At 57.5% G+C, this 18,282-nt stretch carries 17 protein-coding genes; 12 read left to right on the forward strand and 5 right to left on the reverse strand.

Annotated elements, in window-relative coordinates; translation table 11 throughout:
* The first annotated feature begins 2 nt into the window (after positions 1-2).
* Positions 3-743 carry an aspartate/glutamate racemase family protein gene (locus QO005_RS14050; RefSeq protein ID WP_307158670.1) on the forward strand — a complete coding sequence of 247 codons (741 nt, stop codon included), beginning with the start codon at positions 3-5 and terminating at the stop codon, positions 741-743.
* 13 nt (positions 744-756) lie between these two features.
* Here the strand turns inward: QO005_RS14050 and QO005_RS14055 are convergent, their stop codons facing one another.
* On the reverse strand, positions 757-2,595 hold the full coding sequence (locus tag QO005_RS14055; protein ID WP_307158671.1) for a bifunctional diguanylate cyclase/phosphodiesterase: 1,839 nt from the start codon (positions 2,593-2,595) through the stop codon (positions 757-759).
* Positions 2,596-2,856: 261 nt separating this feature from the next.
* Between QO005_RS14055 and QO005_RS14060 the strand changes: the two genes are divergently transcribed.
* The 3 genes from QO005_RS14060 (at position 2,857) to QO005_RS14070 (ending at position 4,069) form a co-directional block, all read left to right on the forward strand.
* A complete protein-coding gene (locus tag QO005_RS14060; RefSeq protein WP_307158672.1) occupies positions 2,857-3,114 on the forward strand; it encodes a PilZ domain-containing protein in 258 nt (85 codons plus the stop codon).
* Between the two features lie 30 nt (positions 3,115-3,144).
* On the forward strand, positions 3,145-3,690 hold the full coding sequence (locus QO005_RS14065; protein ID WP_307158673.1) for a DNA-3-methyladenine glycosylase: 546 nt from the start codon (positions 3,145-3,147) through the stop codon (positions 3,688-3,690).
* A gap of 103 nt (positions 3,691-3,793) precedes the next feature.
* Positions 3,794-4,069 carry a hypothetical protein gene (locus QO005_RS14070; RefSeq protein ID WP_307158674.1) on the forward strand — a complete coding sequence of 92 codons (276 nt, stop codon included), beginning with the start codon at positions 3,794-3,796 and terminating at the stop codon, positions 4,067-4,069.
* Positions 4,070-4,271: 202 nt separating this feature from the next.
* On the opposite strand, the gene QO005_RS14075 is transcribed toward QO005_RS14070, so the two are convergent.
* The 3 genes from QO005_RS14075 to QO005_RS14085 are packed head-to-tail and all read right to left on the reverse strand — an operon-like array spanning position 4,272 to position 4,822.
* A complete protein-coding gene (locus QO005_RS14075) occupies positions 4,272-4,427 on the reverse strand; it encodes a hypothetical protein (protein WP_307158675.1) in 156 nt (51 codons plus the stop codon).
* An 11-nt stretch (positions 4,428-4,438) separates the two neighbouring features.
* Positions 4,439-4,627: a hypothetical protein gene (locus tag QO005_RS14080; RefSeq protein WP_307158676.1), complete on the reverse strand. Its 189-nt coding sequence runs from the start codon at positions 4,625-4,627 to the stop codon at positions 4,439-4,441.
* A gap of 12 nt (positions 4,628-4,639) precedes the next feature.
* On the reverse strand, positions 4,640-4,822 hold the full coding sequence (locus QO005_RS14085) for a hypothetical protein (protein ID WP_307158677.1): 183 nt from the start codon (positions 4,820-4,822) through the stop codon (positions 4,640-4,642).
* A 149-nt stretch (positions 4,823-4,971) separates the two neighbouring features.
* Here QO005_RS14085 and QO005_RS14090 point away from each other — a divergent pair, with 149 nt between their 5' ends.
* From QO005_RS14090 to repC, 8 genes are all read left to right on the forward strand, one after another.
* On the forward strand, positions 4,972-5,628 hold the full coding sequence (locus tag QO005_RS14090; protein ID WP_307158678.1) for an ABC transporter ATP-binding protein: 657 nt from the start codon (positions 4,972-4,974) through the stop codon (positions 5,626-5,628).
* On the forward strand, positions 5,628-8,036 hold the full coding sequence (locus QO005_RS14095) for an FtsX-like permease family protein (RefSeq protein ID WP_307158679.1): 2,409 nt from the start codon (positions 5,628-5,630) through the stop codon (positions 8,034-8,036). Before QO005_RS14090 ends, QO005_RS14095 begins: the two co-directional genes overlap by 1 nt.
* A gap of 16 nt (positions 8,037-8,052) precedes the next feature.
* Positions 8,053-9,087, forward strand: a complete 1,035-nt coding sequence (locus QO005_RS14100; RefSeq protein WP_307158699.1) for a lipocalin-like domain-containing protein — start codon at positions 8,053-8,055, stop codon at positions 9,085-9,087.
* 330 nt (positions 9,088-9,417) lie between these two features.
* Positions 9,418-10,797, forward strand: coding sequence for an ethanolamine ammonia-lyase subunit EutB (locus QO005_RS14105; protein WP_307158700.1), 1,380 nt, complete (start codon positions 9,418-9,420; stop codon positions 10,795-10,797).
* Positions 10,794-11,540 (forward strand): ethanolamine ammonia-lyase subunit EutC, encoded by a 747-nt coding sequence (eutC, locus tag QO005_RS14110; protein WP_307158680.1) that lies wholly within the window; start codon positions 10,794-10,796, stop codon positions 11,538-11,540. Before QO005_RS14105 ends, eutC begins: the two co-directional genes overlap by 4 nt.
* 202 nt (positions 11,541-11,742) lie before the next feature.
* A complete protein-coding gene (gene repA, locus QO005_RS14115; RefSeq protein ID WP_307158681.1) occupies positions 11,743-12,996 on the forward strand; it encodes a plasmid partitioning protein RepA in 1,254 nt (417 codons plus the stop codon).
* Positions 12,993-14,057 carry a plasmid partitioning protein RepB gene (repB, locus tag QO005_RS14120; RefSeq protein ID WP_307158682.1) on the forward strand — a complete coding sequence of 355 codons (1,065 nt, stop codon included), beginning with the start codon at positions 12,993-12,995 and terminating at the stop codon, positions 14,055-14,057. Before repA ends, repB begins: the two co-directional genes overlap by 4 nt.
* A 1,224-nt stretch (positions 14,058-15,281) precedes the next feature.
* Entirely contained in the window at positions 15,282-16,502 is a 1,221-nt protein-coding gene (gene repC / locus QO005_RS14125) for a plasmid replication protein RepC (protein ID WP_307158683.1), read from the forward strand.
* A 313-nt stretch (positions 16,503-16,815) separates the two neighbouring features.
* Here repC and QO005_RS14130 read toward each other — a convergent pair whose 3' ends face one another.
* Positions 16,816-17,961, reverse strand: a complete 1,146-nt coding sequence (locus tag QO005_RS14130) for a PQQ-dependent sugar dehydrogenase (protein WP_370878070.1) — start codon at positions 17,959-17,961, stop codon at positions 16,816-16,818.
* Positions 17,962-18,282 lie beyond the last annotated feature (321 nt).

The raw sequence follows: 18,282 nt of genomic DNA on the forward strand, positions 1-18,282 counted from the left end.
TCATGCGCATTCTTCTGATCAATCCCAACACCACCGAAAGCATGACCATGACGGCTGCGAAAGCAGCAAGGGAGGTTGCGGCGACGGGAACCGAGGTGCTGGCGAGGACATCCCGCATGGGGCCTGTGTCCATCGAGGGCTATTATGATGAGGCGCTGGCCGTGCCGGGTCTGCTGCAGGAACTGGCCGTGGGGCAGAAGGAGGGGGCTGAGGCGGCGATCATCGCGTGCTTCGACGATACGGGACTGGATGCGGCCCGGGCGCTGGCAACCATACCCGTCATCGGTATTTGCGAGGCTGCCGTGGCCACGGCCTGCTTCATCGCGCAAAGGTTCACGATCGTGACGACCATGAAGCGGTCGCGTCTGCCGCTGGAGCATCTGGTGCATCGCTATGGTGCAACGGGCCGGTGCAAGGTTCGCGCGGCGGATATTCCGGTTCTATCACTGGAGGATCCGGCTTCGAACGCGCGGGATCGCTTGCGTTCGGAAATCCGGCTTGCGCTTCAGGAAGACAAGGCCGAGGCGATCATCCTCGGCTGTGCGGGCATGGCCGATCTGACCCGAGAGCTGCGGCTGGAATTTGGCGTGCCGGTGATCGATGGTGTCGCGGCAGCGGTTAAACAGGCGGAAGCGCTCATCAGCCTTGGACTTTCGACAGCCAAAAGCAACGCTTACGCCTTGCCGGTCGAAAAGGAGTATGTCGGCCTTCTTTCAGCTTTTGCCCCCCAAGCCCTTCGGTAAACAGGATCGGCGGTTAAGCGAGGCGTTCAGCCGAGCAGGCATTGGTGCCGCGATAGGACACGGGGCCGGGGACATAGCTTCCTTCTCCCACCAGCAGGTTTGCCACTTCATGGCTGGCCATGGCCTTTGAGAAGAGATAGCCCTGCCCAATCTGGCAACCGAGCCGCCGCAGAATGGCGTGCTGTTCTTCCGTTTCGATGCCCTCGGCGGTAACCTCGTAGCCAAGGCGCGTGCACATCGACAGCAGGCTTTCCACGATGACGGAGGCGTTGCGGTCGCTCAGCAACCGTTCCGTGAAGCATTTGTCGATCTTGATGATATCGACCGGCACGGTCAGAAGATGGGTCAGCGACGCATAGCCTGTGCCAAAATCATCAAGCGCAACGCTGATGCCCGCCTGTCTCAGTTTTCGAACCTGATCGATCACATTCTGGTCGCGCTGGGTGAGATAGACTGTTTCGGTGATTTCCACCCCAACCTTATGGAATGGAATGGAGGCGCGATCCAGGATGGTTGTTATTCTATCTGGCAGCCTGCCATCGATGAAATCGGCAGCGGAGACATTGATGCTCAACCGGCCGAAATCCAGACCTCTGTCCATCCAGTTTCTGGCATCGCGGGTCACGGCATCCAGCATGCGCGCCGTTAGATCGCGTGCCACTTGCACGTCGCTGGTGGCATCCTGGAAATGCCCTGCGGACACCATGTCGCCATTGCGCAAACGCATGCGACAGAGCGCTTCGAAACCAATGACTTTCTGGTCCGACAACCGGATCAGAGGCTGATAATAGGCGTTGATCTGATCGTCCCGTAGCGCATCCGAAACCTGCTGGATGCTGCGGTAGCGGCGGGCGATGGCAGAGCCTGAACTCGGTCCATATTCAAGATAATGGCCCCGACAGCGTTCTTTCGCTTCGTAGAGCGCGAAATCGGCGTTCTGTCGGACGTCTTCGGCAATATCGCCGTTTCGAGCAACGGCGCCGCCGATAGTGCCTGCCGGGATGATGGTCTGACCCGCGCAGAAACAGGGCGTCTTGAAGCTGTCCAGCACATGGCCCGCGTAAAAGCCGAGATCGATACAGTCCTTGCCGGTGATAATCAGGGCAAACTCATCCCCGCCAAGGCGGAAGACTGTTTCCTGGTCACTCATGGCTTGAATTCGATGTGCGACGCTGCGGATGAGATCGTCGCCAGCCTTGTGGCCGAAAGTGTCATTGACCATTTTCAGGTTGTCGAGGTCGATCAGCAGCAGGCCCCATGGGTCGGTGTGCTCGGCCTTTTCCGCGATGACTTCATTGAACCGCGCACGGTTGGGAAGGCCCGTCAGGACATCGGTATAGGCAAGCTTCCGGCGTTCTTCATTGCGCAATTCGCGTTCCAGGCCTATCGCGCAGAGGTGGACGCATGCATCCACGATGGCCTGTTCGATTTCACTCGGTCCTCGCTTGGAGCGAAAATAGAAGGCGAAAGTGCCCAGCACCTTATCCTGGGACAATATGGGGGTGGACCAGCAAGCAAGATAGCCGAGCGGCAGCGCCAGCGATTTGAAGGGTGCCCAATAGGGATGCGTTTCAATATCCTGGACGAGCACAGGTTCGGCGCGAAACGCAGCGGTGCCGCAAGAGCCTACGCCATCGCCAATCTTCAAACCGTTGATGGCGCCGGAATAATGGGGAGGAATCGAGGGGCCAGCGAGATGCAGCAGCCGGTCTTCCTCATCGAGACGCAGGACCGAACACACGATATCCGGGATCATCTGCTCGACTGTCCGGCACAGGTAATCGACCGTTTCGCTCAAGGACTGCCCCTTGGCGATCATTTCCAGCACCGTGTTCTGCAGACGCATCAACATGTATCGACATCGCTCCTTGATGGAACACAAAATAACCCCCTGTTATTAAGGCCTTCTTACGAACTTTAGGAAAGTCTTTTCAAAAGCTCTATTTTTGAAGAGGCCTCAATAGCCTTCGACAGAAAGCTCTTTCCACGGCGAGAGAATTCGCGCCTGGCTTGCCGGTATGATCGGTGATGAATAAAAGTCTCATATGCGCACCTCGTGTAACAGGGGTGCCGAAACGCCAATCTGGGTTTTCGCAGTAGGAACACTCGGGACATGAATACGGACGAAAAGCGGATAAAACATCGGGCCAGGACACTGAAGGCTGGGCGGATCATTTATAATCATGGAAATTCCACCATGGATTGTACTGTTCGCAATCTTTCGGAAGGTGGCGCAAAGCTTGCGGCGGACAATCTGGGTGTGGTGCCTGACCGGTTCGAGCTGCAACTTGAGGGGCAACCTCTCCATCACTGCGAAGTTCGGTGGAGAAAACTGACCGAAATCGGTGTTCGTTTTCACGATGCAAGTTGATTGCACCATGTGCCTCGATTGGTCTTGCCGATGATCAATTTCGAGCAGGATGCCGTTTCAGTTGCCCGCGCGCTGATAGGCGCGAAGCTTTATGTTGGCGGTTGTGGCGGCAGGATCGTTGAAACTGAAGCCTATGAACCCGACGATCCGGCGTCCCATAGTTTCCGAGGTCCGAGCCCGCGAAATGCCGCGATGTTCGGTCCGGCAGGGCATGTTTATGTGTATCGCTCCTATGGCATCCACTGGTGCCTCAACATTGTGTGTCGACGGGGCAGTGCCGTGCTGATACGGGCCGTGGAGCCGATGCAAGGGCTGGAGATTATGAGGGCGCGGCGAGGGGTGGAGGCGGTAAGACAGCTTTGCTCCGGGCCAGGCAAGCTGGCGCAGGCCATGGGCGTTACAATTGCCTTGAATGGCTTGCCGCTGAATGAGGCGCCTTTTGCCTTTGACGCAGCGGAAGACGATGTGCCGGTGGTGGCAGGGCCGCGGATCGGTATCTCCAGGGCGATTGAACATCCGTGGCGGTTTGGCCTTCAAGGGTCCGCTTTCCTGAGCAGACCATTCCCCCGTGTTTGAAAGGAACCTTTGAAGGTGCCTGCGGTTGGCTGAGGATTGTCAGATCATGGACGTCGTCCATGCTTCGCAGTCTGACTCTAAAACCGCTTAAGGGAGATCAGCCATGAATACCGCCAATGCGCAGTTGGAAGGTCTTTATCTTGCCATCGCCGCAGTTAACCGGTTGCTGGTGAGGAAAGGTATCGTCTCTCGCGAAGAATTGCAGGATGCTTTGCAGGAGGCAGAGATGGCTGCCTTGAACAGTGGCAAGGATGACGGAATTTCCCATGCTCACGAACTGGCACTGGTGTTTCCCATTCGCTTGCTGATCAAGGCTCTCTCGGCGGAGCACACCGCGGATTTTCGGGAACTGGCAAGGCAAGTAGGGCGCGCGGATTGAGCAGGAAGCGAGCAGGGATATTTTCCCTCTCATATGAAAACACCGGGCAAAGCCCGGTGTCCTACTTTCAGAGCTTTTACGCATTTGCGGATGGAGAACCGCGACTGCCGCTTTTCCTGGAAATGCATCAGATCTGCGATCTAATGATTTTTTCTGAAGCATAATCTTACCGATCGTCGTTTCACTCCGGTCGGATTATGCTCTAATTGCTGCCATCGTTGGGTCGGTTCTTGCGTCCCTTATCCTCGACGGTGGATGCGGTCTTGGCATCCGGGGCCTGGCCGAATTTGGTGCCGCCGAGATGGCCGCCCGCGCTTGTATATTCGGCTTTGTCCGGCTTGATGTCAGATTTGGTCATGGCTCGGTTCCTTATTTGGATCTTGCATCATGGGTGTGGTGGCTATCTTTTTCGCCGCCTCCGCCGGAAACCCTGCTTGTGGCCTTGTTATCCGGAATAGCGGAAGGCTTGCGGAGATCGAGCGGGCTTTTGGCATTTTGTTCGGAAGAGCCCGGGCCACCCTGGCGGATGGTGGCTGGATGTTTGGATGAGGTTGACATGTGCCGTTCCTCCTATCGGTCCTGCTGATAGCCTTGATGTGTTGTATTGATCTTGCTGTTGCCCTGTTGGCCCTGCTTTTCGGGGTTGTAACCCTGCTTGCTGCTTGCCTCTCGGGCAGATGCGGGATGGGACTGGTCCCCGGGTCCTTTCTGGCTTTTGCTTTCGTTGGGCACGGGCGGCGGTCTTGTGGTCATGATGTCCTCCTGTGAACCTCACTGTGCTGTCGACCCAACAGGTCACGTCGGGGGAAGGTTCCCGGCGGCTTTGTTTTGTGATCGCGACAGCCGGGCGATTGCCCTTCGCATTTGCAGCGTTATCTTCAGCGCATGAGCGAGAGGATGAAATGGTTCTGCGTCTGGAAGAAGTGACCAAGAGTTATTCCACATCGGAAGGCCCGCTGCCCGTTTTGCGGGGCGTAAGCCTGGCGCTTGAGGCAGGCAGCAGCATGGCTTTGACAGGAGAATCCGGAAGCGGCAAAAGCACGCTGCTGCATCTCGCCGGGGGATTGGATTCGGCGGATGGCGGCAGGATCATCATTGGTGATCAGGATGCGTCGGCGCTGGATGACCGGGGGCGGGCGGCCTTGCGTCGCCATACCGTCGGGCTGATCTTTCAGCAGTTCAATCTCATTCCGTCGCTGGATGTGGCGGCCAATCTTGCCTTTCACGCGCGTCTTGCCGGGCGGCATGATCCCTATTGGGTACGGAGCCTTGCGGCACGGCTTGGGCTTGAGCCCGTTCTCAATCGGTTTCCCGAGCAGCTGTCCGGTGGCCAGCAGCAGCGTGTGGCCATTGGCCGGACGATTGCCGCCAGACCGAAGCTGGTGCTGGCCGATGAACCCACGGGCAATCTGGATGAAGCCACCGGTGAAACGGTCATGGATGTGCTTTTATCGCTGGTGCGGGAAAGCGGAGCGGCCTTGCTGATGGTCACCCATTCCCCACGTCTCGCCGAGCGGCTGGATCGGCGTGTGCATTTGCGTGGCGGACGGTTGGCCTGATGGTACGCGTTGTCTTTTCTGCGCTGCTGTCCCATTGGCGGGCCAAACCGCTGCAACTCGCCATGCTGATGATGGGGTTGTCGCTTGCCACCGCATTGTGGTCCGGCGTTCAGGCCATCAATACAGAGGCGCGTGCTTCCTATGCGAGAGCAGCCGCGCTGTTGGGTGGATCGCAACTTTCGGAACTGGTTTCCGTGGACGGGGCCGGGATCGATCAGCAAAGCTATGTTGCCCTGCGCCGGGCAGGCGTGCCGGTCTCTCCGGTTGTGGAGGGAGATTTGCGTTTCGGCACGCTGACGCTGCGGCTGATCGGCATCGATCCCCTGAGCCTGCCGGTGGAGGCGGCACCGGCCGTGATGACGGGTGGAAACGATATAGCTGCCTTTTTGCTGCCGCCCGGCCAGTTCCTGGTGTCGCAGCGCACGGCAGATCTGTTGAAGGCAGAAAAAACCCCGCCCTTGCGGATCGCGGAAAACGCCCCCTATGCCACGGCCTTCGCCGATATCGGCCTCGCCCAGCGCCTTCTTGGAAAGGAAGGGCGGATAGACAGGATGATCCTTGCTCCAAGTTCGCGGATGGATCAGGCAAAGCTTGATGCTATCTTCCCGGGATTGAGATTGAAACAGCCCGATAGCCAGGGCGACATTGCCCGCCTCACTGACAGTTTTCATCTCAACCTGACGGCTTTCGGTCTTCTATCGTTCATCGTTGGCTTGTTTATTGTCTACGCTACCATTCGTCTGGCCTTTGAACAGCGCCGAGGTGTCTTTCGCACGCTCCGCTCCCTTGGGCTATCCGCCCGGCTGCTGGTGGCGTTCCTGCTGGCGGAACTCTTGCTGCTGGCTCTGGTTGCCGGGCTGATCGGTGTTGTTCTCGGCTATGTCATCGCTTCCGTTCTGCTGCCGGATGTATCCGTGACATTGCGCGGTCTCTATGGCGCGGATGTGCCGGGTAGCCTTAGTTTTCGCCCGGGCTGGTGGGGCGCAGCGATCGGCATTGCCGTTTGTGGGACGTTTCTGTCTGCCGGGCAGAGCCTGTGGCAGGTTTTGCGCATGCCGTTGCTGGCCTCCGCCCAGCCGCGCGCCTGGGCAATGGCATCGCGTGCAGGCTGGCGCTGGCAGGCGCTTTCGGCACTTGCCCTGTTTGGGCTGACGGGCCTGCTGCTCCTCTTCGGCCAAGGCCTGATTGTCGGGTTTGCCACCCTCGGCAGTTTGCTTCTGGGGTCTGCACTGCTTTTGCCGGTCATTCTCAGGCCGCTTCTGGCGCTCTGCGAGCGCTGGGTTACAGGTCCAGTCAGCCAATGGTTCTTTGCCGATACACGCCAGCAATTGCCGGGATTGTCGCTGGCGTTGATGGCGCTGCTTCTGGCGCTGGCCGCCAATATCGGCGTTGGGACCATGGTCTCCAGCTTCCGTTTGACCTTCGTGGGATGGCTAGACCAGCGCCTTGTGGCGGAGCTTTATGTCACGGCGCGCAATGAGGAAGAGGCCGCCGTGCTGAGAGCCTGGCTGCCGCAGCATGTGGATGCCGTTCTGCCCATCTGGACGGCGGATGCCTCGGTGAACGGCAAGGCCGTTGCCATTCACGGCGTGGTGGATCATGCGACCTATCGTGACCACTGGCCGATCATTAGCGGAGAGCCCTCCCTGTGGGACCGCCTTGCAAAGGGGCAAGGCGTGCTGATTAACGAGCAGATGGCGAGGCGTGAAGCGCTTTCACCCGGCGATGGTCTTGACCTGCCCGGCCCCTGGCAAACCCGGGTTCTGGGTATTTATTCCGATTACGGCAATCCCCGCGAGGAGATCATGATTGCTCAGCCGGAACTTGAAAAGCGGTTCAAAGAGGTCTCGAAATTGCGGTATGGCCTTAGGCTTGCTCCGGAACGGGTTGAAGGCGTGCGCGATGAGATCATCACCCGCTTTGGCCTGCCAACCGGCAATGTTGTCGATCAGTCCTCGATCAAGCGGCGCTCGCTGGAGATTTTCGAGAAGACGTTCACCGTCACGGCCGCACTCAACGTGTTGACCCTCGGCGTAGCTGGGCTTGCGCTTTTTGCCAGTCTGGCGACGCTTTCCGGCATGCGTCTGACTCAGCTTGCGCCCGTCTGGGCGCTGGGGCTAACGCGGCGTAATCTGGTGTGGCTGGAGCTTTGGCGTACACTTGGTCTTGCGGCGTTGACCATGCTGCTTGCCCTTCCGGTCGGGCTTGGTCTGGCCTGGGTCCTGTTGGCTGTTGTCAATGTCGAGGCATTTGGGTGGCGGCTGCCGATCTATCTCTTTCCCATGGATTGGCTGCGGCTTGCCGCGTTGTCGCTTTTGGCGGCGCTGGTTGCTGTACTTGTTCCGCTTCGCTGGCTCAGCCGCCGCAAGCCGGCCGATCTTTTGAGAGTGTTCGCCAATGAGAGATAAGCCCTTGCTTCTGCTGATGCTGGCATGGCTGTTGATGCCAGTAGCCGTCGCCGCTCAGGGCTTTGCCGGGTTGGGAACGACAGCGGAAGGGTTCAGCGTGCCGAAGCCGGGCCATGCATTGTCCTTTCCTGCCGATCATGGGCCGCATCCCGATTTTCGCGTGGAATGGTGGTATGTGACCGCAAACCTGCAGGATCAGCAGGGTAACAGCTACGGTGTGCAATGGACCTTGTTTCGCTCCGCCCTGAAGCCGGGAGAGGCGGCGGGTTGGCAAAGCCCGCAGATCTGGATGGGACATGCAGCCTTGACCACGCCATCCCACCATTTCGTCGCCGAGCGATTTGCCCGGGGAGGCATTGGTCAGGCAGGCGCCATCGCTACGCCTTTTGCCGCCTGGATTGATAATTGGCGGTTCGCTGAAACACCATCGGGCGAGGGCTCTCTCATCGATATGCGATTGACAGCAGGAGGCGCGGATTTCTCCTACGATCTCGGCCTTCTGGCCAAGGGGCCGCTCGTGTTGCAGGGAGATCATGGCTATTCGGTCAAATCGGCCTCCGGGCAGGCCAGCTACTATTACTCTCAGCCGTTTTTCGAGGTGCAGGGCACGCTTAGTGTTGCGGGCCGGTCCGTAGCCGTCACGGGCAAGGCCTGGCTGGACCGGGAATGGTCTTCTCAGCCGCTTTCGGCGGATCAGACGGGGTGGGACTGGTTTTCCCTGCATTTAAACGATGGCGCCAAGCTTATGGCGTTCCGGCTGCGAGACGGAGGGGATGGTTTCATTTCAGGAACATGGATAGAGCCCGATGGCAAAACGCGTGCGCTTTCCCGTGATGCTCTTCGGTTGACGCCGCTTGAGGAGGCGGAGGTTGCCGGACGCCGCATTCCAGTGAAATGGCGGGTTGAATTTCCTGAAAAAGGGATCAATCTGGTCACGGAGCCGCTGAATCCACAAAGCTGGATGTCCACACGCTTTCCTTATTGGGAGGGGCCGATCCGCCTTTCCGGCAGCCATGGCGGTGTGGGTTATCTTGAGATGACAGGCTATTGAAACATGCATCTGGCATGAGGTTTGCGTTTATCGGGCTGCGGTGAAAGGCTGGGTTATGCGGCTAGTGGTTTGATTGTGACATTTGCACCCCCGTGCAGCACCCTCGAGAGCAAATGTCACAATCATGAAAACCACTAGCAACCTCATGATTCTAGTGGGATTTTCGAATTGACATTTGATCCTCGAGATCCCCGCAAATGGGTATCAAATGTCAAATTCATTCCACTCGTCTTTATCGCTTGGCGATGGAATTTGTGCAGCCGACGTCACTGAATGATGATAAAAGAGGCTGCAACCCGAAGGGAGTAAGTCGTGGCGAGCTATTCGATCATGCTGGGGCGCGAGCGTCATGTGTTTGACGATTTAAAGAGCCTGATGGCGTCTGCCTCTCCCGAAAAATCCGGCGATCAACTGGCCGGGATTGCGGCATCGAGCAATGAGCGCAGGGTGGCCGCCCGCTATCTGCTGGCCGATGTGCCGCTGAAGGCGTTTCTTCAGGAAGCACTGATCCCCTATGAAGAGGATGAGGTGACGCGGCTGATCATCGATACGCATGATGCCGTGGCCTTTCAGCCCGTTTCGCATATGACGGTGGGGCAGTTTCGCGATTTTCTTCTTTCCTACGAGGCAACGACCGAGGTGCTGACCGCGCTTGCGCCGGGGCTGACGCCGGAAATGGTGGCAGCGGTCTCGAAACTCATGCGCAATCACGATCTGATCACCGTGGCCGCCAAATGCAGTGTCATCACCGGGTTTCGCTCGACCATCGGGCTCAAGGGCCGTTTATCCAGCCGTCTGCAGCCCAATCATCCCACCGATGATCCAGAGGGAGTGGCCGGATCGACGCTGGATGGTCTGCTCTTTGGGGTTGGCGATGCGGTTATCGGGATCAACCCCGCGAGTGATAATCTCGATGCCTGCATGCGGCTGATGGAGCTCTTCGACCGATTGCGCCAGCGCTTCGATATTCCGACCCAATCCTGCGTGCTGACCCATGTGACCACCTCCATCCAGGCGATCGAAGCAGGTGCGCCACTTGACCTGGTCTTCCAATCCGTCGCCGGGTCAGAGGCGGCCAACAAGGGGTTCGGTGTCGATCTTGCCTTGCTCCGCGAAGGGCGAGAGGCGGCACTGTCGCTGAACCGTGGGACTGTTGGGCGCAATGTGATGTATCTGGAAACCGGGCAGGGCAGCGCGCTTTCCGCCGAAGGCCATCACGGCGTCGACGAGCAGACGCTGGAGGCGCGCGCCTATGCCGTGGCGCGGGCGGTGGATCCTTTGCTGGTCAATACGGTCGTAGGCTTTATCGGTCCTGAATATCTCTATGATTCCAAGCAGATCATCCGTGCGGGGCTGGAGGATCATTTTTGCGGCAAGCTCCTGGGCGTGCCGATGGGCGTCGATGTGTGCTACACCAACCACGCCGAGGCTGATCAGGACGATATGGATAATCTCATGGTCCTGCTGACGGTGGCAGGGGTGAATTTCCTGATTGCCGTGCCGGGCGCCGATGACGTGATGCTGAATTATCAGAGCCTGTCCTATCACGACATTGTCGGGTTGCGGCATCAGTTCGAGCGTCCGCCTGCGCCTGAATTCGAGGCCTGGCTGAAGCGCATGGGGCTGATCGATAAATCGGGCCGTCTTGCCCCCTTGTCTCCTTCGAGTGGCCTTTCCCGTAATCTCCTTTCCTACAAGGCTTCAGCATGAGCGAACCTGTTGATCTCGATCCCTTCGCCCGCTTTCGGCAGGTCACCCGGGCGCGTATCGGTCTTGGACGGGCGGGCGATGCTTTGCCGCTGTCAGCCGTTCTGGAGTTCCAACTGGCCCATGCGCGCGCCCGCGATGCCGTACATGGGGCGGTGGATTTCGAAAGCCTCGCGGCTGAGCTCGCCCCGGCGAAATCTCTCGTGGTGCCGTCACAGGCGCCGGATCGGGCCACATATCTGCGCCGCCCCGACCTTGGCAGGCGACCTGATCCCAGTGCGCTGCCCTCGGGGCTGGGGCCGTTCGACATCGTTTTCATTATTGCGGATGGATTATCGGCTGCGGCAGTGCAGCGGCATGCGGCGGCTGTCTATCAGGCGGCCCTGCGTCGATTGGGGGGATTCTCGATTGCTCCCGTTATTCTCGGTCGGCAGGCACGCGTGGCATTCGGCGATGAAGTTGCGGAAGCGCTCGGTGCTCGTGTTGCCATTGTCCTCGTCGGGGAACGGCCGGGACTGAGTGTTCCCGATAGCCTCGGTGTCTACATCACCTTCGATCCGAAGCGGGGGCGCCGGGACAGTGAACGCAACTGCATTTCCAACATTCACGATGACGGCTTGCCGCATGAAGTGGCCGCCGACAAGATTGCGTGGCTGGTGAGAGAGGCTCTCCGGCTGGGTCTTTCCGGCGTTGGCCTGAAGGAAAATGCCGAAGGTGAAAAATTATTGGGACAGCAAAGCGAATGATGAAGCGGAATAGCCCATCGTCATAAGGATGAGATTTTTCCGAGATACGGCTGTGGGCTGTCTCTTTTAAATTATCCGTAAACGATGCGGGCCTCTGTTAATTTTTCAGAAGCGCGTATATCTTTCTCCGAGAGAATCAGCAGATATCGATTCCGGCGTTCTGCCCAAAGGGGGGAGCGGTGTGGATAGGGAGAATGATGTAATGGCAACCGCGTCCGGACAGGTTACGCAGGATCAGCAGGCTTTGCGGCCTGCCGACGAGACCATTGCAGAAGATGCCCAGGCTCTTTCGGCGCAGTTGAAGGCCATGCGTGAAAGGCTTTTTCCGCCAGCCTCCCAGAAGACGTTGCGCAGTTTCACCTCCGGTGAGGCCGCAAGGCTGGTCGGCGTGTCCGATGGCTATCTCCGTCAGCTTTCGCTGGCGGGCGAGGGGCCGCAGCCAGTGGTGGGAGCGGCCGGCCGGCGCTATTATTCGCTCGCCGATATCGATGCCCTCCGTCATTATCTCGCCGAACAGGCACTGGCTAAAGGCAACATCTCCAAGGCGCGAACCTATGTCAAATGGCGCGACCAGAGCCTTGGCGAACATCTGCAAGTGATTTCAGTCACCAACTTCAAGGGTGGCTCTGGCAAGACGACCTCCGCGGTTCATCTTGCACAATATCTGGCGATGACAGGTCACCGGGTTCTGGCGGTCGATCTCGATCCTCAAGCCTCGCTCTCTGCTCTGTTCGGCTATCAGCCGGAACTTGATCTGGTGGGCAATGACACGATTTACGGAGCGATCCGTTATGATGAGGAGGCCCGTCCGCTTAGCCAGATCATTCGCAAGACCTATTTCCACAATCTCGATCTGGTTCCTGGCAACCTCGAACTTCAGGAATTCGAGCATGTGACGCCGAGGGCGCTGGCCGAGCGGAAAAGTGGGGACGCCCACAGCCTGTTCTTTACGCGGGTTCAGGCTGCCTTGCAGAGCGTTGCCGATGATTATGATGTCGTCGTGATCGATTGCCCGCCGCAACTTGGCTATCTCACGCTTTCGGCCCTGTGTGCATCCACCTCGGTGATCGTGACCGTACATCCGCAAATGCTGGATGTGGCGTCGATGAGCCAGTTCCTCTTCATGACCTCGGATCTTCTCGGGGTCGTGCGGGAAGCTGGCGGCACGTTGAACTTCGATTTTCTGCGATACCTGATCACCCGTTTCGAGCCGAATGATGGTCCGCAGGCGCAGATCGTTGGCTTTCTGCGGTCACTGTTCGGGGAGCGGGTTCTGACATCGCCAATGGTCAAATCCACCGCCATTTCGGACGCCGGTCTGACGAAGCAGACGCTTTATGAGGTCGGTCGCGAGAATTTCAGTCGCGGGACCTATGACCGCGCGATTGAATCCCTTGAAGCGGTGAACTCGGAAATCGAGCAACTGGTTCATTCAGCCTGGGGGCGGAAAGAATGATCGGAAAAAATCGCAAGAACGAATTGCGTGCGCTGTTTTCAGATCCTGCTCCGGCTCCGGCAGCGCCGTCCGTTGACGCCAGGCAGACGGATGCCCAGCCGTCGGCACCGGCTTCTGATGTGCCGGTTGCGCAGCCGCCTCGCTCTGCATCTGGCGCAATCAAGGCGATGGGATTGACCCTGTCGTCGATCACCCGGGAGGCCGAGGAGGCGCGCGTGTTGCGCCAGGCGCTTGAGGAGGGTGAACGCGTGGTCTCGTTGGAGACCGACCGTATCGACGGATCGTTCATTTCGGACCGGTTGAGCGATCAGGAGCGGGATGATCCGGACTTTCTGACTCTAGTGGATAGCATTCGCGAGAGCGGGCAACAGGTTCCGATCCTCGTGCGGCGCCATCCAGGCGATGCCGAACGGTATCAGGTCGCCTATGGCCATCGCCGTCTTAACGCTGCCAAGCGGTTGGGGATTGCGGTCAAGGCTCTCATTCGTCCTTTAAGTGACGATGAACTGGTTCTTGCCCAGGGCAAGGAAAATGCCGAGCGGCGAAATCTGACATTCATTGAGCGTGCTTTGTTTGCGAAAGCGCTGAGTGACCGGGGATTTGACCGCAAGGTGATCGGTGATGCGCTGTCGGTTCAAAAAAGCGAATTGTCGCGGTTGATCCAGGTTGCAGAAAGCGTTCCAGACCGCTTTGCCAGGGCTGTGGGACCTGCCCCGAAGGCCGGGCGCGAGCGCTGGATGGCGCTTGGCCAGCTGCTGGCCAGCGAGCAGGGACAGGAAAAGGCAGCCGACGTGATTGCCTCCGACCTGTTCCGGGGGGCGGCAACAGATGAGCGTTTCCAGATGCTTTTTGAGCGTCTTTCGCAAAAGAAAGCGGTTGAGAAAAGCGAGGGAGACGATATTCGCGGCCCCGATGGAAAGGTGTTCGCGCGGTTTGGGCGCCAAGGCCGGCGGATCAGGATCGAATTTCTTGCCGAAGCCGATCCGGGCTTTGTCGAACATTTCGCAGATCGTATGGCTGCGGCCTACAGGGAGTTTTTGCAGGAGAGCAAGTCGCGCTGACGCGAGGACGATTTGGTGAGACGCCGTTGTCTGAAGCGTATCGGGTAAAATGGCGGAATGTCTTTGCTCTGCTGATAGGCTGAAGGACAGAGGATGGCGCGTGGATGTGAGGCGTGCGGACCTATCTTCCCGGGATCGGAATGGATTTAAGGGAGAATGCCGCAGGCTCAGAGCGAAGCGACATCGTTGCCTCGGTTCGATGGGGAGACTGTGCCGGAGGCACTCAAAGGAGTTCCGGTGCGCGCTGCGGCATAAACCAGCCGTGTCGTGGCATCGGCAATTTGGCTTTAGGCGCTGTTCACCTGCCTTGCAAAGGTGGTGTGCAGCATAATCAAAGGGAAGGTAGCGGAGACAGAAAAAAGGCCCCAAAACGTCGCCATTTCGGAAGCCCTCTTCTATGTAGCAATAAGAGAGAATCACTTCCGGCTTTAAAAGTCAAGCACTGTCTGCCGTTCTGCGGCAGCGGACGACTTTTTGCGATCACAAGATTGACCTGAGGCAATACCGGTTTCTTCCATGCGCGGCGTAAGCGTGTCTTGCATGGGCTCTACTGCATAATTCCTTAAACCGGAAACGGTTTAAGGTGAAAATTATGCAGCAGATTTAAAGTCTTACGGCGTCCTTAGTGCGTTTGATAAAACGCACGGCGCTGTAAAGCATGTCGCGCAAAAGTGTTCAGCGGTTTTGGGATAACGACATGCGTTAAAACAAGAAGTTAAAGCCCGTTGCATCAGGCTGATAAGCCGCAACGTGCTTTAGGGACTGGCTTTTTCCTCATGAATTCTGCGTTTACGTGAAGAAGCGTAGGTGCGGAAGATGAACAGCTTATTTTGGGGCGGCTCTTTGCGTGTCCCTGGAACGTCGTACCGGAAATGGTGAAACAGTTTTCGGATGAATTCGACGGTCGCGAAAAACTGGAGCTTGTAGGGTACTCCAGGGCAAATGTGGTCGTGCGAGAGCTGCAAGTGCTTTTGCGGTCATGGCCTGTGCGGGTAGGAACGCTGTGTTGTCTGCCTGGACGAAACATTTTCCGCGCTGTTTGGGTCTTTGTCTTTTCGCAGAAGGTTGCTGGCAGGGTTCGTCAGTTCGGTTGTGGAAGCGGTTTTCGCCGAAACTCCCTTCCCGTGCTGCCGGAACTCGTTTGGGCGAGCGATCTCCCCCTTGCTGGCTTGGTGATTACAGGCGGCGTCAGGATCCTTTGTCTCCCCAGAACGGGGAAGAAAAATGGAAAGACTGGCAACAACACCGTTCGGAGGCGGACGGGTTTCTGCGCGTGTCCTGGCCCGTCAGGCCTATCTGAATGAGCGGCAGGAACGGTTACGTGAAGGCGAGGGCGGTAACGCCTCAGGCCGTGCGGATAAATGGCAGTTGCTCAGGGCGCTGACCGAGGCTCGGGTCCATTTCGGCCTGGGAGATCGGACGATATGCTTGCTTGAAGCCATGGTCAGCTTCTTCACGGAGCGGGAGTTGGACGGTAGTCAGCCTATCATTGTTTTTCCCTCTAATAACGAATTGTCTCTGCGTGCTCGCGGAATGGCGCCCGCAACCATTCGCCGTCATATCGCCGCCTTGGTTCAGGCAGGGATGATATTTCGCCGCGATAGCGCGAACGGAAAGCGTTATTGCCGAAAGGATGATCGTGGTCAGGTCGAGGATGCATTCGGCTTCGATCTCGCTCCCCTGGCTTTACGCGCGGATGAAATTTACGCTGCCGCAGAAGAGGTGAGGGTGCAAGCCCGTGCGAGCCGCGCAGCCCGTGCAGAAATAACCATTCTGAACCGTGACATCAGCAAGATTATCGAGCTTGCTCTTGATGAGGGCAGGCCCGGCAAGTGGATGGATTTCTCCTTGGAGCAACGCAGTGTCAATGGCCAGGCAAAGACTGACAGGTCGGCCGAAGCATTGCAGAGATTGGTTGAAGAATTGCGGTTGCTGCGTCAAGCGGTGGAGAATGCATATCTGGCGCAAATGTCAGACGAAGAATTGAGCGCCAATGACGCTCATAATGAGCGTCACTATCAAAATTCAAAAACAGATCAGACATTTGAATCCAGCGGCAATGAAAAAAATAATGCCGGGCAGCCGATCGTCTCTTCCCGCAAACTGGCGGTAAGCCTGAGCATGGTGAAAAAGCTGTGCCCTCAAATCGCAGATTATGCGAGCCAGGGCATCGGAACTTGGACGGATTTCATTTCGGCCGCAGATGTCGTGAGGGCCGTGCTGGGAATTTCACCGGATGCCTGGTTGAAGGCGAAGGCGGCGATGGGAGAACAGGCGGCAGCGATTACAATTGCCGCCATGCTGGAAAAGGCTGAATCCATCCGATCAGCAGGCGGATATCTGCGGAGTCTGACTGAAAAAGCAGCGAAGAACCAATTCAGCATTTATCCGATGCTGCAAGCGCTGGATAAATCCAAGGCTTCCCCAAGGCCCAAGCCCAATTAGAGCATTGTTCCGGGAGAAGTGGAAACCAGTTTTCCTAGAGCATGTTATGCGAAAGTGTGCAGCGGTTTTTGCGATAACCACATGCGTTAAAACAAAAACCTGAACCCCGTTGCAGAGGGCGATAAGCCGAAAAATGCTTTAGGAACGCGTAAAATACTCTCGATTTTGAGAGGTTCCGCTTTGATACCCGAGAATGGTGATTGTCGAGCACCGGGGCTTGAGTGGACAAATGCAGGACGGGCTGCGTATTGCTGTGCCCAACTGACCTGAGGCCGAATGACTGTTAGGCAGTCATGGCTACGGCATCGACAGCCTATCGCTTGGGAACCAGCCGCATAAGGCTGCCGGGATTGCCGTCCTCAATTAGCCAGAGTGCGCCATCCCTTGCGATAGCAACATCTCGAATACGGGCACTCATATCCCAGCGATCAGCTTCATCCGGCTGACCAGCTTTATCAAAGCTGATGCGAACCAAAGATCTGACTTTGAGGCCGCCGACGAAAGCGGAGCCTTGCCATTGGGGAAAGAGGTCACCGCTATAGAAGGCAAGCCCGGCTGGAGCGATGACCGGTGTCCAGTAAACGAGGGGAGCGCGGAACTCCGGGCGTGTGACGTGCCGTGGAATGGGAGTGCCATTGTAATTGTCGCCATTGGATACCACTGGCCAGCCATAATTCACGCCTGGCTCGATCAGATTGAATTCGTCGCCACCACGTGGTCCCATTTCGTTCAGCCAGAGTTTTCCGTCCGGTGCAAAGGCAAGGCCATAGGGATTTCGGTGACCTGTTGTCCAGGTCTGGGCGCGAACGCCGCCTTCGCTCGCCTGCGGATTGTCTGGGGGGGTGGTGCCGTCCAGGCGCAATCGCAAAACTTTGCCACGGGCTTGATCGGGATCCTGCGCGCTGTCAGGCTGCATGCGGTCCCCTACGGTCAAAAACAGATGTTGTCCCGCCGGATCAAAGGCAATGATGCCGCCGGGTTGTCCGCCACCTCCAGACGGCGTTTGCCGCCACAGTACGGTAATATCATTAAGATGCGGCTTATCAGCTTGCAGCAAGAGTGTGGCACGGGCCAGAACCAGGCTGCCGCCCTTGTTATCCGGCGCGACATAAGTAAAGAACACCTGGTTGCTTTTACTGAAATCTGGCGAAACAGCGACGTCCAGCAAGCCATTTTGCCCTTTGGCGGCGACCTCGGGTATGCCGCTAACCTCTGTTTTGTGGCCATCTTGGCTCACGAGAAAAAGATGTCCGGGCTTTTCGGTCACCAGCAATCGGCTATCTGGCAAAAATGTCAAAGCCCAAGGGGTGTTGAAGGAGGCAATGTCCTGAACGAGAAACGGGCGGTCCTGGCTTTCCTTCCGTTCTCCGGCATTGATGCTTTCTGCAGAAGTTGAGCCAGCCGCTGAGATCAGGGTCAACAACATTGCCGGCAATGCGAATGCGCGATGGATCGGCATGATTTCCTCCCATTAAGCCGGTTGCGGCTTATCAGCTCTCTGCAACGTGCTTTACGTTCTTGGTTTAACGCATGTCGTGATCGCAAAACCGCTGCACACTTTTGCGCGACAGGCCTTAGGTCTTTTCGAGCGTCCTTGCACTAAGATAGGGATGGATTTCAAAGAGGAATGTCCCAACGGATAAACTTCCTGTTATGTCTGAACCATAACAGATGGAACGCTCCATGTGTGAGTTCATGCTGAAGCGCGACTTGCGGGCAGGGCGAAGCTACCCGGTACGCCTTAATTGTGCGAGCAGCTTCTTGCGGAAGACTTCTGCCG

The organism is Allorhizobium paknamense, from assembly GCF_030815125.1.
GTDB lineage: Bacteria > Pseudomonadota > Alphaproteobacteria > Rhizobiales > Rhizobiaceae > Allorhizobium > Allorhizobium paknamense.

Excerpts from the sequence above, each read along its gene's own strand:
- QO005_RS14050 (WP_307158670.1), top strand. The coding sequence starts at position 3 with ATGCGCATTCTTCTGATCAATCCCAACACCACCGAAAGCATGACCATG.
- QO005_RS14055 (WP_307158671.1), bottom strand. The coding sequence starts at position 2,595 with ATGTTGATGCGTCTGCAGAACACGGTGCTGGAAATGATCGCCAAGGGG.
- QO005_RS14060 (WP_307158672.1), top strand. The coding sequence starts at position 2,857 with ATGAATACGGACGAAAAGCGGATAAAACATCGGGCCAGGACACTGAAG.
- QO005_RS14065 (WP_307158673.1), top strand. The coding sequence starts at position 3,145 with ATGATCAATTTCGAGCAGGATGCCGTTTCAGTTGCCCGCGCGCTGATA.
- QO005_RS14070 (WP_307158674.1), top strand. The coding sequence starts at position 3,794 with ATGAATACCGCCAATGCGCAGTTGGAAGGTCTTTATCTTGCCATCGCC.
- QO005_RS14075 (WP_307158675.1), bottom strand. The coding sequence starts at position 4,427 with ATGACCAAATCTGACATCAAGCCGGACAAAGCCGAATATACAAGCGCG.
- QO005_RS14080 (WP_307158676.1), bottom strand. The coding sequence starts at position 4,627 with ATGTCAACCTCATCCAAACATCCAGCCACCATCCGCCAGGGTGGCCCG.
- QO005_RS14085 (WP_307158677.1), bottom strand. The coding sequence starts at position 4,822 with ATGACCACAAGACCGCCGCCCGTGCCCAACGAAAGCAAAAGCCAGAAA.
- QO005_RS14090 (WP_307158678.1), top strand. The coding sequence starts at position 4,972 with ATGGTTCTGCGTCTGGAAGAAGTGACCAAGAGTTATTCCACATCGGAA.
- QO005_RS14095 (WP_307158679.1), top strand. The coding sequence starts at position 5,628 with ATGGTACGCGTTGTCTTTTCTGCGCTGCTGTCCCATTGGCGGGCCAAA.
- QO005_RS14100 (WP_307158699.1), top strand. The coding sequence starts at position 8,053 with ATGCTGGCATGGCTGTTGATGCCAGTAGCCGTCGCCGCTCAGGGCTTT.
- QO005_RS14105 (WP_307158700.1), top strand. The coding sequence starts at position 9,418 with ATGCTGGGGCGCGAGCGTCATGTGTTTGACGATTTAAAGAGCCTGATG.
- eutC (WP_307158680.1), top strand. The coding sequence starts at position 10,794 with ATGAGCGAACCTGTTGATCTCGATCCCTTCGCCCGCTTTCGGCAGGTC.
- repA (WP_307158681.1), top strand. The coding sequence starts at position 11,743 with ATGGCAACCGCGTCCGGACAGGTTACGCAGGATCAGCAGGCTTTGCGG.
- repB (WP_307158682.1), top strand. The coding sequence starts at position 12,993 with ATGATCGGAAAAAATCGCAAGAACGAATTGCGTGCGCTGTTTTCAGAT.
- repC (WP_307158683.1), top strand. The coding sequence starts at position 15,282 with ATGGAAAGACTGGCAACAACACCGTTCGGAGGCGGACGGGTTTCTGCG.
- QO005_RS14130 (WP_370878070.1), bottom strand. The coding sequence starts at position 17,961 with ATGCCGATCCATCGCGCATTCGCATTGCCGGCAATGTTGTTGACCCTG.